General features: G+C 39.4%; 16 protein-coding genes. 14 read left to right on the top strand and 2 right to left on the bottom strand.

The features are described from left to right. The first annotated feature begins 95 nt into the window (after positions 1-95). From mgtE to IEV41_RS10900, 11 genes are all read left to right on the top strand, one after another. The gene (gene mgtE, locus IEV41_RS10950) at positions 96-1463 is read left to right on the top strand and encodes a magnesium transporter (RefSeq protein WP_188388415.1); all 1368 of its coding nucleotides are present in this window, start codon (positions 96-98) and stop codon (positions 1461-1463) included. Positions 1464-1744: 281 nt separating this feature from the next. Continuing rightward, positions 1745-2512: an enoyl-ACP reductase FabI gene (gene fabI / locus IEV41_RS10945; protein WP_188388762.1), complete on the top strand. Its 768-nt coding sequence runs from the start codon at positions 1745-1747 to the stop codon at positions 2510-2512. A gap of 325 nt (positions 2513-2837) precedes the next feature. Further along, positions 2838-4727 carry a glycosyltransferase family 2 protein gene (locus IEV41_RS10940; RefSeq protein ID WP_188388414.1) on the top strand — a complete coding sequence of 630 codons (1890 nt, stop codon included), beginning with the start codon at positions 2838-2840 and terminating at the stop codon, positions 4725-4727. Between the two features lie 15 nt (positions 4728-4742). Further along, on the top strand, positions 4743-5651 hold the full coding sequence (locus IEV41_RS10935; protein WP_188388413.1) for a glycosyltransferase family 2 protein: 909 nt from the start codon (positions 4743-4745) through the stop codon (positions 5649-5651). Between the two features lie 19 nt (positions 5652-5670). Further along, on the top strand, positions 5671-6795 hold the full coding sequence (locus IEV41_RS10930) for a DegT/DnrJ/EryC1/StrS family aminotransferase (RefSeq protein ID WP_188388412.1): 1125 nt from the start codon (positions 5671-5673) through the stop codon (positions 6793-6795). A 10-nt stretch (positions 6796-6805) separates the two neighbouring features. Further along, complete coding sequence (locus IEV41_RS10925) at positions 6806-7363, top strand: GNAT family N-acetyltransferase (protein ID WP_188388411.1); 558 nt, start codon at positions 6806-6808, stop codon at positions 7361-7363. A 60-nt stretch (positions 7364-7423) separates the two neighbouring features. Next, positions 7424-8338 (top strand): glycosyltransferase family 2 protein, encoded by a 915-nt coding sequence (locus tag IEV41_RS10920; RefSeq protein WP_188388410.1) that lies wholly within the window; start codon positions 7424-7426, stop codon positions 8336-8338. Between the two features lie 122 nt (positions 8339-8460). Then, positions 8461-9027: a dTDP-4-dehydrorhamnose 3,5-epimerase gene (rfbC, locus tag IEV41_RS10915; protein WP_188388409.1), complete on the top strand. Its 567-nt coding sequence runs from the start codon at positions 8461-8463 to the stop codon at positions 9025-9027. Beyond that, complete coding sequence (rfbB, locus tag IEV41_RS10910) at positions 9024-9992, top strand: dTDP-glucose 4,6-dehydratase (RefSeq protein ID WP_188388408.1); 969 nt, start codon at positions 9024-9026, stop codon at positions 9990-9992. Before rfbC ends, rfbB begins: the two co-directional genes overlap by 4 nt. Positions 9993-10052: 60 nt before the next feature. Further along, positions 10053-10247, top strand: coding sequence for a hypothetical protein (locus tag IEV41_RS10905; protein WP_188388407.1), 195 nt, complete (start codon positions 10053-10055; stop codon positions 10245-10247). Continuing rightward, positions 10240-10890: a CotO family spore coat protein gene (locus IEV41_RS10900; protein ID WP_188388406.1), complete on the top strand. Its 651-nt coding sequence runs from the start codon at positions 10240-10242 to the stop codon at positions 10888-10890. Before IEV41_RS10905 ends, IEV41_RS10900 begins: the two co-directional genes overlap by 8 nt. 58 nt (positions 10891-10948) lie before the next feature. On the opposite strand, the gene IEV41_RS10895 is transcribed toward IEV41_RS10900, so the two are convergent. After that, positions 10949-11482, bottom strand: a complete 534-nt coding sequence (locus IEV41_RS10895) for a CotY/CotZ family spore coat protein (RefSeq protein WP_188388405.1) — start codon at positions 11480-11482, stop codon at positions 10949-10951. A 223-nt stretch (positions 11483-11705) separates the two neighbouring features. Between IEV41_RS10895 and IEV41_RS10890 the strand changes: the two genes are divergently transcribed. Beyond that, entirely contained in the window at positions 11706-12062 is a 357-nt protein-coding gene (locus tag IEV41_RS10890) for a DUF1360 domain-containing protein (protein WP_188388404.1), read from the top strand. Between the two features lie 65 nt (positions 12063-12127). Beyond that, positions 12128-12271 carry a hypothetical protein gene (locus IEV41_RS10885; RefSeq protein WP_188388403.1) on the top strand — a complete coding sequence of 48 codons (144 nt, stop codon included), beginning with the start codon at positions 12128-12130 and terminating at the stop codon, positions 12269-12271. 127 nt (positions 12272-12398) lie between these two features. On the opposite strand, the gene IEV41_RS10880 is transcribed toward IEV41_RS10885, so the two are convergent. Next, positions 12399-14672, bottom strand: coding sequence for an ATP-dependent helicase (locus IEV41_RS10880; protein WP_188388402.1), 2274 nt, complete (start codon positions 14670-14672; stop codon positions 12399-12401). A 128-nt stretch (positions 14673-14800) separates the two neighbouring features. Here IEV41_RS10880 and IEV41_RS10875 point away from each other — a divergent pair, with 128 nt between their 5' ends. After that, complete coding sequence (locus IEV41_RS10875; protein WP_188388401.1) at positions 14801-15046, top strand: hypothetical protein; 246 nt, start codon at positions 14801-14803, stop codon at positions 15044-15046. Positions 15047-15127: the final 81 nt, after the last annotated feature.

Below are 15127 nucleotides of genomic sequence, written 5' to 3'. Positions count from 1 at the left end.
TCTATTATATCGATGAAAACATCGTTTCACAACATAAGTAAAATGTTATCATAAAGAAGGAAAATAGAACAGAGAAAACGAGAGGGGGATATATCATGAATGATATGTTAGAACATGAGCAACCATTATTTGATGAGAAAGTGGTTGAAACAGCGATAGAACAAGAGGATATATCAACATTCAGACAAGAATTTTTGAGCTTCCTCCCGTATGATCGTATGCAGTTCTTTGCAAAGCAGCCAAAAGAAGTACGTCTGGAAATTTATAATTATTTATCACCACAAGAGATGGCGGAAGTATTCCAACATTTGGAGCAGGAAGATATTCCAATGTATGTTGATGAAATGTCACCGTTTTTCGTAGCGGATATGTTGGCAGATATGTATGCCGATGATGCGGTAGATATCTTGAATCAACTTAGAAAAGAGCAAGTTGCAAGTTTGTTAACAATTATGGATGTACAAGCTGCCCGTGAAATAAAGGAACTTCTTTATTATGAGGAACATACAGCTGGTAGTTTGATGACGACGGAGTTTATCGCCATTAATGAGAATCAAACTGTTCGTTCAGCGATGTATATTCTAAAGAAAGAAGCACCGGAAGCAGAAACTATTTATTACATATATGTGACGAATCGATATAAGCAATTAGTTGGTGTTGTATCGTTACGTGATTTAATTGTTTCAGACGACGATACGATGATTAGTGAAATTGTGAATGATCGTATTGTGACAGTATCCGTTGAGGAAGATCAAGAAGACGTAGCACGAAAGATGCGTCACTATGATTTTCTTGCCTTGCCGGTTGTTGATTATCAGCATCATCTATTAGGTATCATTACAGTCGATGATGTGATGGATGTAATGGAAGAGGAAGCGTCGGAAGACTACTCGAAGTTAGCGGCTGTATCAGAAACGGAACGAACGGACGATAATCCGTTTGTAGCAGCAAGGAAGCGTTTACCGTGGCTTATTATCCTTCTTTTCTTAGGAATGTGTTCAGCGACACTTATTGGAAAATTTGAAGCAACGCTTGAACAAGTCGCAATATTAGCTGTGTTCATTCCGCTTATTGCTGGAATGGCGGGAAATACAGGTACGCAAGCATTAGCTGTAGTTGTACGAAGCATTGCGACAGGTGAAATGGATACGGAGCAGAAGCGAAAGTTAGTATTCCGTGAAGCCGGGACAGGACTTATTACAGGAGCAGTATGTGGCGTGTTAGTAACGGGAATTGTATTCGTTTGGCATGGACATTTATTTCTTGGAATTTTAGTTGGTATTTCTATTTTGACAACATTAGCAATTGCTACATTAGCAGGAGCGGTTGTACCACTCTTAATGCACCGTTTTAATATTGATCCAGCTGTTGCATCAGGTCCATTCATTACAACAATTAATGATATGATTAGTATTCTTGTGTATTTCGGTCTAGCGACAGCATTTATGAGTTATTTAATTTGAGAAGAAAAGTTGCCTATGCAGATGGGCGACTTTTTTGTTGTAGATGAATTGGTGAAAGTGAAATTCGTACTAGCTTCTCATTAGTAAAGAGTAAAAAAGTAAACCATCGAATTATGCTTGTCCTCTCTAATAATGGTAAAATATATTTGCAAATACATAAAAATATGATATATTTATAGCACTAGGTAATAATAACTGATAATAAAACGATATAGATACCAAAACGATTACCCGTGTATACGGGAGATATTCTTCAAAAAAAGGTGGGGAAAGAAATGGGCATGAACTTACTAGAAGGAAAAACATATGTGGTAATGGGTGTAGCAAACCAACGAAGCATTGCTTGGGGGATTGCGCGTTCATTGCATTCTGCTGGAGCGAAGTTAATCTTCACATATGCTACAGAGCGTATGGAGAAGAGTGTTCGTGATTTAGCAGCGACATTAGAAGGACAAGAATCACTTGTCTTACCGTGTGACGTAACAAGTGATGAGGATGTTGCATCTTGCTTCAAAGCAATTAAAGAAGCAGTGGGGACAATCCACGGTGTTGCGCACTGTATCGCATTTGCGAACAAAGAGGAATTAAAGGGTGAGTATTTAAATACGAACCGTGAAGGTTTCCTATTAGCGCAAAACATTAGCGCATATTCATTAACAGCAGTAGCGAAAGAAGCACGCACATTAATGACAGAAGGCGGAAGCATTGTGACATTAACGTATTTAGGTGGCGAGCGTGCGATCAAGAACTACAACGTAATGGGTGTGGCGAAAGCATCATTAGAAGCAAGTGTGAAGTATTTAGCGAGCGATTTAGGGAAAGACGGAATCCGTGTAAATGCGATTTCAGCCGGTCCAATCCGTACGTTATCGGCAAAAGGAGTAAGTGACTTCAACTCGATTTTACGTGAAATCGAAGAACGTGCACCACTACGCCGTGCAACAACGACAGAAGAAGTTGGCGATACAGCGGTATACTTATTCAGTCATTTATCACGTGGGGTAACAGGGGAAAACATTCACGTTGACTCTGGGTACCACGTTTTATAAAAAAGAGGTTGTCCTTTATGGACACCTCTTTTTTTATGATATAGAAATTGTCACTATTGAAGCTGGATTTCGCTCCATCGAATTATCTTACATTATTGTCACTTCTTTGTAAGATAATTCGATGGAGCGGTGAGGCTAAGTTAGGTAAGATAGACATAGAGAATGAGAGGTAAACAGGGCATGATAATATACCTTAGTTACCGATTCGAAGGATATTATCAATCTCATTCTTTTATATACATAGGTAAGGAAGTCCATAATGGACTTCCTTTTTTGGCGTTCTAAAGTATGTAGGACAATAATATACATTGTTTGGAGATAGGTAATGAAAGGGATGAAGCATGTGGAAAAGGACAATTCTCTTCCTCTTGTCAGTGTATTAATTCCGACGTATAATCGCCCTCATTACGTAACGTTAGCCGTACAGAGTGTGCTACGCCAGACGTATCCAAATATCGAAATTATTATTACAGATGATAGTACGAATGATGCAACAAAAGAAGCACTCGTACCATTTGTAAACAGCTGTCACAATCTGACGTATATCAAAAATGACCATAACCTCGGTGGAGAGAAGAACTTTCAGAAAGTATACAGCCTCTCGAAGGGGGAATATGTCAATTATTTAATGGATGATGATTTGTTTCTTCCAGAAAAAATAAAGCGAATGATGGAGTATTTCTTACAGGATAAATTCGGAACAATCAAGCTTGTGACATCACATCGTAGAGCAATTGATGAATATGGAAGAGAATTATCAGATAGTAAATATACAGAACCACGTGCTGCACAAGAAGTGATAATGAATGGATGGATTGCAGGAAATAGCATTATTTCTGAGTTTAACTGGATTGGTGAACCGACAACGGTATTGTTTCGAAAGAAAGATTTAATTGAACCATTTGGGACATTTTGTGGTAGACAATACCGCTCTGGAGTGGACGTAGCATCGTGGCTTGTATTATTAGCACAAGGAAATATGGCTTACATACCAGATACATTAAGTTACGGTCGTTATCATGAATCGAATTTAAGCAAATCAGAGGATACTCGTTTGCGCGCCATTATGGACTGGATACACCTTATTTTCCATAGTTATAAAAAAGGTTTTTTGCGTTCTACTGTTGATCGAAAAGGCGCGATTGAATCTTGTATCCACCATATTCAGATGATTAAGCCGACCGTTGGAGAGAAAGGAAAACAAGAGCTAGCCTTTTATGCGCATCTTGTAAAACAGCAGGCAGCAGAAATGGAAGAAAAAGAAGCCTCATATATGAAAAAGTACTACCGATTTAAAACGAACACAGCAAAGCCGCTTCCGCTTGTTAGTGTACTCATTCCAACATACAATCGCCCTCATTATGTACAATTAGCGCTAGAAAGTGTTCTTCATCAAACATACCCAAACATTGAAATTATTATCGGTGATGACAGCACGAATAATGACACGAAAGAAGTACTTAAGCCTTATTTACACTGCTATCCATTTATTACGTATTACAAAAATGAACAAAATATCGGTGGAGAGTTGAATTTTCAAAAGGTATATGAGTATTCCAAAGGGGAATACATCAATTATTTAATGGATGATGACTTATTTCATCCGCAAAAAATCGAATGGATGATGGAATATTACTTAGATGATACGGACGAGAATTATAAGCTAGTGACTTCCTTTCGTCCGATTATAGATGGAGAAGGGGAAATTATTCCAGAAGGTTTGTATCAACGGTATCCACACGATCTTGTGATCAATGGTTTAGAAGCAGGAGATTCACTTGTAGAGGAGTTTAATTGGATTGGGGAACCAACAACAGTATTATTTCGCCGGAAAGATTTAATCGAACCATATGGGTCTTTTGCGGGACGACAATATTATAACTCTGTTGATGTTGCATCGTGGCTAACGTTATTAGCGCAAGGAGATATGGTATATATCAAAGATCCCCTAAGTTTTACTCGATCACACGACAATCAAGTAGGGAATCGTCAAAGTCTACGTGTTAGCACAACAACGGATTGGGTGCATGTTCTTTTCCACGGGGAGAAGAAAGGTTTCTTGAAAGATGTAGGAAAGAAGAGGAGGTCGATTGCATTATGTATGTCACATATTCATCATGTTATGGTACATTACCCGCTAACAAGTGCACAGGTACAGGAGATGATGTTCTATAAAGCATGTCTACAACAATATCTTCATACATTGCAAGAGTAGGAGGTGAAGAGGAGCATGCAACAACCACTTGTTAGTTTCTTAATGTTCACGAAAGATAATCCAGATTATGCAGATTTAACATTGAAAAGTATTGTGCTCCAGACGTATGACAATATTGAAGTCCTTATTTGTGACACAAGTAAGGATAATCATATAGAGGAATTAGTAAATAAGCAATTTAAGCCGCATTTTTCCTATATTACGTATGTTCGCAAAGAGATAGATACGAGTCAGGTTGTCCAAGCACAAGTGTTAATGAATATGGCAAAAGGAGAATATGTGAATTTTGTATGTAATGGTGATTTGTTGTATCCCCAGAGAATTGAACGGTTGATGAAATATTTCTTAGAGGATAACCAAAGAGGGATACAAGTTGTTATGTCCAATAGTGCTCACTTTAGTAATCACGGTATCGTTGCAGAAGGAACACATGGAAGAAAGAAATTATTTTTGAGAGAGAGCGTTGTGGAAGGACGAGGAATTGGAATGTTTATTCTATCGGAATCTCACCGCTTTCTAGGGACAATAACAGCGGCACTATTCCGTAAATCGGCTATTTTTTCTGTCGGAGAGCTTCATGGACACGTATATTCACTATGCTGGGATTTGGCGACGTTACTTACTGCACTTAGAAAAGGAAGTACTTTCTATGTTCCACATACATTTGTATATAGCCGCGACGAGGAGCGTGTAGCCGCACAAGAAGATAACGTATGGAATGAGTTAATAGAAGAATTAGAGATAAGTAGCGAAGTCATGAAAAAGAATGATTTCAACATGAACAAAGAGAAGACAGAGGAACTTGTAAATGTGAAAGTTGCCCAAATTGAGAATGCGCTAAAATCGATGATGGATGTTCAAGCGAGAAATCGATTAATGAAAATAAAAGGAGAGATGGAAAGTCTTTTGCAAGAAATAAGATGACAGAACGAGAGGTGTTGCGATGAGCATTCAATTGTTTATGCCGACGTTTCAAGTAGAAGAATGTTTGAATGAAATACGCGAATGTTTGGAAAGTGGTTGGACTGGTATCGGATATAAGACAATTGAATTTGAGAAAGCATGGAGTGCGTATACGGGACATCCATATGCACATTTCGTTCATTCGGCGACGGCTGGTTTACATTTAGCGGTAAAGCAGTTGAAGATGAAATATAACTGGACGGATGAGGATGAAATTATTTCGACGCCACTCACATTCATATCGACGAATCATGCAATTTTGTATGAAAAGATGAAAGTAGTTTTCGCGGATGTAGATGAATATTTATGTCTTGATCCAGCTGATATTGAACGAAAAATTACGCCACGTACAAAAGCGATTATGTACGTCGGAATTGGTGGTAGCGTTGGGAAATATGAAGAAGTTGTGGCACTATGTCAAAAATATGATTTAGCACTAATTCTTGATGCAGCGCATATGGCAGGGACACGCTTTAAAGGAGAAATACCTGGAAAAGAAGCAGATGTTGTTGTGTATTCATTTCATGCGGTGAAGAACTTGCCAATGGCGGACGGTGGTATGGTTTGTTTCCGTGACAAAGAAGACGATGAACTATGCCGTAAATTAACATGGTTAGGCATTAACAAAGATACATTTTCTCGGACAGATACGAAAGGATCCTATAAGTGGAAATATGATGTGGAGCATGTTGGTTTTAAGTATCACGGTAATTCTATTATGGCAGGCATTGGTTTAGTACAGCTAAAGTATTTAGACCGTGATAACGCATATCGTCGCCAACTAGCGAATTGGTATGATGAGGGATTAGCAGCTAGTAAGATTCATACTGTAGATATTCCATCAAATTGTGAATCATCGAGGCACTTGTATATGATTCTTGTGAATAATCGAGATGAGTTATTGCTAGCGCTCAACCAAGTTGGTATTTATCCAGGAGTGCATTATCAAGATAATACAGCATATCGAATGTATAGTGATGGGAGAGGGACGTGTCCGAACGCGCATCGATGCAGTGAGCAATTAATGTCGTTGCCAATGCATTTACAAATGACAAAAGCGGATGTTACTTATATTTGTGAGCAAGTTATCACATATGCGAAATAAGGGGGAGAGAATGATTCGACACATTGTGGAGAATAGTGAGATTAGGCTCCGAGAAATTGAAGTGGAGGACTTGGAATTTATTCGTCAATTACGTAATCATGATGATATTCGGAAGTATTTTATTAACCAAGCAATTATCACGGAAGAACAACAGCGGAAGTGGTTTCTATCTTATGAGCAGAGTACAACAGATATTATGTTTGTCATTGAAGAGAAGAATAATGATAATCGTCGAGTTGGAACATTGGCACTTTGTAACGTAGATATGGGGCGTAACTTTGGTGAATTAGGCAGAGGAATGATTGGGAAGGAAGGACGGGGCAATAACTACTACAAAAAAGCGATGACAATGCTTTGTCATTATGGTATTCAAGTGCTTGGCATGAAGACGTTGTACGGGGAAATACTGGAATTTAATGCTGTACCGCTGAAAGTTGTGCCGACAATCGGTTTTGATTTTACGGGGAAAAAGGATGATCTTGTGTTAATTGAATTGAATATAGAGCGATTCTACGAGTGGAACGAAGCGTTCTTAGCGGATGTGACGACTGGTGGTAAGGAAGCGTAATAGATACGGGGATTTTTGCATCCGTATCTTTCTTTTTATAGGTGGAAAAGAGGTGCAGAAATGAAGGAGAGTGGTTTGCCGCTTGTTAGTATTTTAATCCCGACGTACAATCGTCCGGCACTATTGCAAGAGGCGTTGGAATCGGCAATAGATCAGACGTACCCACATACTGAGATTGTTATTAGTGATGATAGTACAAATGATGAGACGGAGAGGCTCATTCGTGAGTATTATGCACCGTATTATCCGCACATTCGTTATAAGAAGCAACCGAAGACGCTTGGGGGGCTTCGGAATAATCAATTTTTGCTGGAAGAAGCAACTGGTGAATGTGTGAATTATTTAATGGATGATGACTTGTTTGCACCGACGAAAATAGAGCGAATGATGGCGTTCTTCCTAGAGGATAAAGAGGTGAAGCTCGTTACCTCTCATAGACAATGTTTCTTTGGGAGTGGGATGCATCGTTTAATGACATCGACGGTCAAGAAGCATTATGAGGAAGATACGATTGTTGACGGAATTGAACTCGGAAATTATTTGTTAATGTACAATCATAATATTATTGGAGAACCGACAACCGCTTTATTTCGGAAGCGAGATTTACATGTACCATTTGGAACATATGAAGGGAGAGAGTACGGATGTAACGTGGATAAAGCAATGTGGTTACATCTATTACGCCAAGGAAAAGCGGTGTATATTGCAGATACGCTAAGTTATTTTCGTCTACATCAAGGACAACAATCAAAGAGACAACCCATTTTATTGAAAGGCTTAGAAGACTATGCGCACGAGGTGACGGCTAGTTATCGGTGTGGTTTTTTGCAGGGGGATGGTCAGTATAAAAAGGCACTTTTGAAAGTATTAGAGTATGCTTGCTACATTGGAGAAGAGCATGGATTAATAGATAACGAGACGTATAAAGGTGTGATAGAAGCAATTCAAATGGAGTATAACGAGGTTGCCTACTAGGCAAAAGCGGAAAAATATTCCCTCTCTCCTCTTTGGGCATGTAGCAACTATCTCTTTCTATACATATGAATAATAAAGTCTAAATCATGGATGAGAGCGGAGGAGAAAGGAGTGAGATAGGCATGAAGGTGAACCACACGTTATTTGATGATGTAAAGTTAATCGATCCGACCGTTCATAGTGACCACCGTGGTTTTTTCAAAGAACAGTACAATGAACAGACGATTCGAAAGGTTGGTATTACATGTACGTTCGTTCAAGATAATGTCTCGTTTTCGAAGGAGGCAGGAACACTTCGTGGATTGCATTTTCAACGAGAACCGAAAGCGCAGGCGAAGCTAGTCAGTGTCCTAGCTGGTGCAATATATGATGTGATTGTAGATCTTCGTCATGAATCACCAACATTTAAGCGGTGGCAAGGATATGTATTAAGTGAACATAATCACCGTCAGTTATTTGTGCCACGAGGATTTGCACATGGATTTTGTACATTAGTGCCAAATACAATCGTCATGTACAAAGTGGATGAATATTATTCGAAAGAGCATGATAGTGGGATCTATTGGAATGACAAAGATTTGCAAATCTCATGGCCAGTAAGCGTGCCAATCTTATCAGCAAAGGACCAACAGTTACCTTTGTCGGCGCATACAGATGCTAATTTTAACGATGGGGATGGAGCAAAATGAGAATTTTAGTAACAGGTGGGGCAGGATTTATTGGTAGCAACTTTCTTCACTATATGACAACGAAATATCCAACGTATCACTTTATTAATTATGATGGATTAACATATTGTGGGAATGTAGATAACGTGAAGGAGCTAGTAGCAAAGCCAAATTATACATTTGTTCACGGTGATATTCGAAATAGCGCGTTATTCCGTCATGTATTGAAAGAACATAAGGTTACGCATATCGTTCACTTTGCGGCAGAGTCACATGTGGACAGGAGTATTACAGAACCGAGTATTTTCTTCGATACAAATGTCGTCGGTACAAGCGTGTTGTTAGAAGGAGCATATGAACATGGAATTGAGAAATTCGTTCATGTGTCCACGGATGAGGTGTACGGAACACTTGGTAGTACGGGATTATTTTTAGAGAGTACACCACTAGCCCCGAATAGTCCGTATTCTGCAAGTAAAGCGGGTTCTGATTTAGCGGTTCGTTCGTACGTAGAGACATATGGATTGAATGCGTGCATCACACGTTGTTCAAACAATTATGGCCCTTATCAATATCCTGAAAAACTACTGCCGCTCCTTATTACTAACATAATAGAAGAGAAAGATCTGCCTATTTACGGAGATGGTAAAAATATTCGAGATTGGCTTCACGTTGAAGACCATAACCGAGCAATTGATGTTGTTTTGCATCAAGGGGAAAAGGGAGAAGTATACAACATCGGTGGGAATAATGAGCGGACGAATAGTGAGATAGCAGCATTACTTCTTCAAAAAATGCAACCGGCTAAGAGTGAAATTACATTCGTAGCGGATCGACTTGGTCATGATAGACGTTATGCAATCGACTCTAGCAAGCTACAACGTGAGCTGGGATGGAAACCTTTCTATTCTTTTGAAGAAGGGCTTGATGAAACAATTGAATGGTATCGAACAAACGTAACGTGGTGGAAGAAATTAAAGAGATAACATATACAGGTTCATTCGTCCATATGAAATTATGAAAATCTGTAATGGAGTGAAAGCTTTGTGAATATGGTAGTAACAGGTGTTACTGACATGCCTAAGCTCACCTATGTGCAAACGATGGCAAGCCATGTTACACGTAGCGAATATATGTCTAATCAGGTAGTTATTTCGTTGCCAAGACGAATGGAGATGTTGAGAAAGAAGAGAAACGGTAGTTACCGTAGTGAGGCTAAGGAGGAAATAGTGTATGAATAAAAAGGGAAATAATCGCCCGTTAGTGTACATTACAGAGCCAGCTGTGCAGAAGGTATCACGAAATATGCAGCAATCATTTTATTCACGTCCTAATAAGAAAGTAAAGCAACCTACACAAGAAACAGAAGTAGTGCAACCGATTGAGGATAAACAAGAGGTTGAGCAGAAGCATGTTGAAGAACAAAAGCAAGTAGTGGAATCGAAGCAACATCTATTCGAAGAAGTAACAAAGCGTTCTATTTATGAAGAGTTAGAAGAGCTGCAAGAAGATGTACCTGTACAGGAGCAAGTGATAGAACAACCGACGATGAAGAGCGTGACGGAAGAGGTTGAAACAAAAGAAGTGGAAGAAGTAGAAGTAGCTAAAACAGAGGATGCAGAGGTAGAAGATGAAGAGGTAATTGCTAGAAAAGCATTTAAGGACATGACAATGGAAGAGAAAGTATTGTTTATACTAGCTCGGCCACATTATATCCCAAAAGTGAAATGCCGTGTGAATACAAGAAGGAATTGGTATATCGGGTATATCGCCCAGTTGAAAGATAACGTTGTCTATTTGAAAATCCCAACACGATTAGAACCAATTTCGCTTCGCCTTGATGATATTCAATCTATTCAAATGATCGGCACACACGAATCATAAAAGGGTGGTAGATGAAAATTCATCTACCACCGAATGTTTGTTATGCTTTACGTTTGCATTACATGCAAGGTAGTGCTACATCACGTAAACATTGGATACCGCAGAAGCAGCATAAGTCAACTGTGATGCATGTGTTTGTTCCAACAAGTGTAGATGCTGGATTGTTTAAGAATACGCCGAGCGCTGTTCCTGGTTCGCTAGGATTTTGAACCGTGCCGTTCAATGCAACTGCGAGTACGCGCAGTACTGCACAGCAACCGTCGATGCTTTCTACTCGGAAGATGAATGAGCGAGCTAAACCTGTTGTAGCTCCAGTGTTCGAGAAGAATGCCTCGAATGGACAACCGTTTTTATTTAATAAAGTAAATGGTCTAGTGTTAGCAATTGGTAATGATGGATTTGCGCCTAAGAATGGAAGGTCGCACCCATTTGAACAGCAGCTTGAGTTTGCGCAGTCTTGTAAGTCGTTAATAAAACATACTACGTCGCATACACAGCTACCTGATCCGCAAGAGCCGTTACAAGAATGACATGATTTTCCTTTTGAACCAGATCCAGTACAAGATCCAGAACCACTATGACTTGATCCCATTGAATTCACTCCTTATCGTGAAGTTTGATTACATTAATAGAATATTGAGAAGGGGCACAAACGGTTACTGCACAACGGCCCAATTTGTGGAATTGGGCCAGAAAAGGGTGGATAAGCAGGAACGGGCTTGTACAAGGCGGGACTCGGAACAAAAAATCTGGTAGGACATATGATAAATCTTGGGTATGTGACATATAGTGTGGAGGGAAAGGAAGAGTACGACATGATTATTCATAACTGGTATATGTTTATGTTGCTTGCTTTCGCAGTATTTCGATTGACAAGGTTAATTGTATTCGACAAAATCACCGAACCGTTCAGAAGTTTGTTTTTAGATGATGTCGAAGTAAAAGGGGAGGATGGCACGGTTACGACGTATGTGAAACCGAAAGAAGGTGCCATTCGTGGATTCTTTGGGGAATTACTTAGTTGTTATTGGTGCACGGGAATATGGTGTACGATTTTCTTATTTTGTCTGTATTGGTTCTATCCAACAATTGCCTCACCGCTTATCCTTGTACTAGCAATTGCTGGAGTAGCAGCTATTATTGAAGCAATTGTGTCAAAGTTAGTTGATTGACATGGTTAACGAACGAGCTGTTACTTTCATATGATAGAGGTATATTTGGAAAGGAGACGATATACATGATGAAATCAGGGTATGAAAAACATGCATTTATTCAATCTGTTCGACCATTACAAAAACCACAATCGTACTTAACGAAAAAGGGGAATTGCGGTTGTAGTAAACCGAAAAAGGTAGGGCCGAAAAAGGAAGGACAAATGTAGCCTGCCTTCTTTTTCATTTGTTCGTTTTTATATAAAAAAACTCCCCTCCTCAACTGGAGAGGAAGGGAGACTGTCCATACGGAATATCGGAATCTAGATATTCTTTCTGTTAGGCATGCCTTTTATTTTACTGCAATGACTGGAGGAAGCGGGAGGAGTAAGTCGTTCTACCACGCCTCATTTGCGGGATTGAAATATATAGTGTTTCTTGTGCACGCGTCATCGCCACATAACATAATCTTCGTTCTTCTTCTAGTGGTGCATGGTCTCCGTTACGCAATGATTCTAAGGCGTAATCGTGCGGAAGGGAGCCATCCACCATACTTAATAAGTATACGTGTTTGTATTCTAGACCTTTTGAACGATGAATAGTTAAAAGGGAAATTGCTTGTTTGTATTGCTTGCTTAATTTCTTCATTTCTTTGTTCTTCGCAATCATATCATCAACATGATCGAGCAGTTGCTTAATGGTTGTGAACTTTCGTGCAACTACTTTGAAGTCACGTATATCATCAGAACCTTTATCCATGACATTCCCTTCATTTCCTCGCTTCTTCACGAAATCAGAGAACCCCATATCCTTCTCAATCTTCTCAATCGCAACGGCAGGAGAAAGTTTGTGTAAGCCTTTAAATAGAGGCACAAGTTTCTTCAATTTGCGTTGTTGGAAGGACTGTACATTCGTTAATTTTCCTAATGCTTCAATGTAGGAACAATCTTCTAAAATACTGAGTGCCTTAACGTCTTGTAGTGCCGATTGCTTTAAGAATAAGGATACTAATAAGTGTTGCAGTGCTTGTTCATCATTATCATTGACACTAAGACGAAGGAATGCAAGTAAACTCTTAATCATACGGCGTTCGTAGAAAGATTCGGCGTCTTGTTCAATAATAAATGGAAGGCTCGACTGTGTTAACCGTTCAAATAATGCACGAGAAGCTGTATTCGTGCGATACAAAATCGCAAAATCAGACGGATTTGCTCCCTTTTCGATGCGTTCTTTTATATCTTGCACAATCATCGTTGCTTCTTCCTCTTCATCATATGGGAAGAAGAAAAGTGGTGTTTTGTCGCTATCGTACTGTGCTTTCATTTTCTTCGCACGGCGCTTCTTATTAAGACGAATGACGTTGTTTGCTGCTGATACAATACGGTGGCTAGAGCGGTAATTTTCGCTTAGCGTAATGATTTTTGCATCTGGATAATGCTGATCGAATTCAAGGATAAACGTTGGATCGCTACCACGGAATGCATAAATCGATTGATCATCATCACCAACGATACATAAATTGTTCGTATGACTTGATAATAGGCGAATAATTTCATATTGCACGGTATTAATATCTTGGAACTCATCGATTAAGAAATAGTGGAAACGACGCTGATAACGGGCAACTAAATCAGGATTATTCTTTAGTAACTCATAGCACCCATACAGCATATCGTCAAAGTCAAAGTAGCCGTGTTGTTGTTTCTCTTCTTCATATCGTTTGTATAAGTAAGAAACGGTCTCTTCCCACTCATCTGCTGGCTTAATTGACTCAGGCGACGTAAGTGTATTCTTCCAATAACTAATTTGCTGCATCGCTGCGTCAAAGGCGAATTCTTTCTCATCTAAGTCCTTTTCCCTTGCTATTTCTTTCATAATACGATCTCGTTGCCATTCGAACTTCAGTAAGCGAGAAGAACCCCAGCGTACAGAATCATGATGCAAAATGATTTTGTAAAATAAGCTATGAAATGTTCCAATTACGACGTCTTGTACATCTTGTCTCGTTAACATTGGGAAGTGATTGATACGCTCTTTCATTTCAGCAGCTGCCTTTGCTGTGAAGGTCACAAGCATAATAGACTTCGCTGGAATGTCCTTCTTCGCAATCATATATGCTGTGCGTGCGGTTAATACACGCGTCTTCCCACTTCCTGCCCCGGCAAGAATAAGGAGAGGCCCTTCTGTTGTTGTGACTGCTTTATATTGCTTCTTATCTAATGGAAAGTTCGTATCATCCGAAAGAGAATATTGCTCTTCGTGTATTTCTTCCATGAAAGCAGGAATCTTCTTAACCGTTTGTTTCGCTTTCCATGTAACAGTGTCTTCTTTTGTATCTGAAATTGCTCGTCCTGTTGGGATACGGAAGCCATTTTGTTCTTTGTACGAAACTTCTGTTTCTTTTTTTTCTTTTTTGGCAGGAACAGAGAGGTGAGAACATGCCGCATGTGCGTCTTTGTTTGGATGATAGAAATACGGTGCGCGCTCAATCCCAAGATAAAACCGAACTGGGGTATGGCAATGGACGCAACTTACATCATCCCGAAGACTAGCTTCATAGATAATTTGATAGGAATCTCGAGACATTGTTTCTAGTCGTATCTCCTGTTTATTATAATGTGCGATATCCATGAAAAGCTCTCCCTTGTTAAATAGTGATACAACAAATCATATCAAATAACAGAAGGAAACAAAAGAAGCATAAAATTTCAGAAAATTCCGTTTGTATGTTATAATGAACGTAGAAAGGCGGTGGCAAGATGGGATACTTACCTCCAATTTTTTATGACCAAAGCAATGTGTATGTGAAGTTAACGGACAAGCGCCTACACGATCCGCTGCAATTTCATCCAGTTAGACCTGTCTATGTGGAAACGAAATTACGAGAACCGAAGGACGAATGGTGGTATAAGAGAGAGAGCGACAAACGAGTATCCAAGCATCTACCATCCACGAACTTCAGCAACATTACAGGAAAAGGCGTGTTGTTTGATCAGTTCGCATAAGCAGAGAAAAGAGGCAGAACGAGGACGCAAGGTTCCCTGTTTTATGTCTCTTTTTTTGTGAATCTTAGCAAAAATTTTCTA

Origin of the sequence: Priestia taiwanensis (assembly GCF_014638355.1) — a bacterium.
Taxonomy (GTDB): Bacteria; Bacillota; Bacilli; order Bacillales; family Bacillaceae_G; genus Priestia_D; species Priestia_D taiwanensis.
The sequence above is the reverse complement of the archived record's forward strand: the minus strand, read 5'-3'. Positions and strand labels throughout refer to the sequence as shown.

Bases quoted from the DNA above. Each gene is read 5' to 3' on its own strand.
- mgtE (WP_188388415.1), top strand. From the start codon at position 96: ATGAATGATATGTTAGAACATGAGCAACCATTATTTGATGAGAAAGTG.
- fabI (WP_188388762.1), top strand. From the start codon at position 1,745: ATGAACTTACTAGAAGGAAAAACATATGTGGTAATGGGTGTAGCAAAC.
- IEV41_RS10940 (WP_188388414.1), top strand. From the start codon at position 2,838: ATGAAAGGGATGAAGCATGTGGAAAAGGACAATTCTCTTCCTCTTGTC.
- IEV41_RS10935 (WP_188388413.1), top strand. From the start codon at position 4,743: ATGCAACAACCACTTGTTAGTTTCTTAATGTTCACGAAAGATAATCCA.
- IEV41_RS10930 (WP_188388412.1), top strand. From the start codon at position 5,671: ATGAGCATTCAATTGTTTATGCCGACGTTTCAAGTAGAAGAATGTTTG.
- IEV41_RS10925 (WP_188388411.1), top strand. From the start codon at position 6,806: ATGATTCGACACATTGTGGAGAATAGTGAGATTAGGCTCCGAGAAATT.
- IEV41_RS10920 (WP_188388410.1), top strand. From the start codon at position 7,424: ATGAAGGAGAGTGGTTTGCCGCTTGTTAGTATTTTAATCCCGACGTAC.
- rfbC (WP_188388409.1), top strand. From the start codon at position 8,461: ATGAAGGTGAACCACACGTTATTTGATGATGTAAAGTTAATCGATCCG.
- rfbB (WP_188388408.1), top strand. From the start codon at position 9,024: ATGAGAATTTTAGTAACAGGTGGGGCAGGATTTATTGGTAGCAACTTT.
- IEV41_RS10900 (WP_188388406.1), top strand. From the start codon at position 10,240: ATGAATAAAAAGGGAAATAATCGCCCGTTAGTGTACATTACAGAGCCA.
- IEV41_RS10895 (WP_188388405.1), bottom strand. From the start codon at position 11,482: ATGGGATCAAGTCATAGTGGTTCTGGATCTTGTACTGGATCTGGTTCA.
- IEV41_RS10890 (WP_188388404.1), top strand. From the start codon at position 11,706: ATGATTATTCATAACTGGTATATGTTTATGTTGCTTGCTTTCGCAGTA.
- IEV41_RS10885 (WP_188388403.1), top strand. From the start codon at position 12,128: ATGATGAAATCAGGGTATGAAAAACATGCATTTATTCAATCTGTTCGA.
- IEV41_RS10880 (WP_188388402.1), bottom strand. From the start codon at position 14,672: ATGGATATCGCACATTATAATAAACAGGAGATACGACTAGAAACAATG.
- IEV41_RS10875 (WP_188388401.1), top strand. From the start codon at position 14,801: ATGGGATACTTACCTCCAATTTTTTATGACCAAAGCAATGTGTATGTG.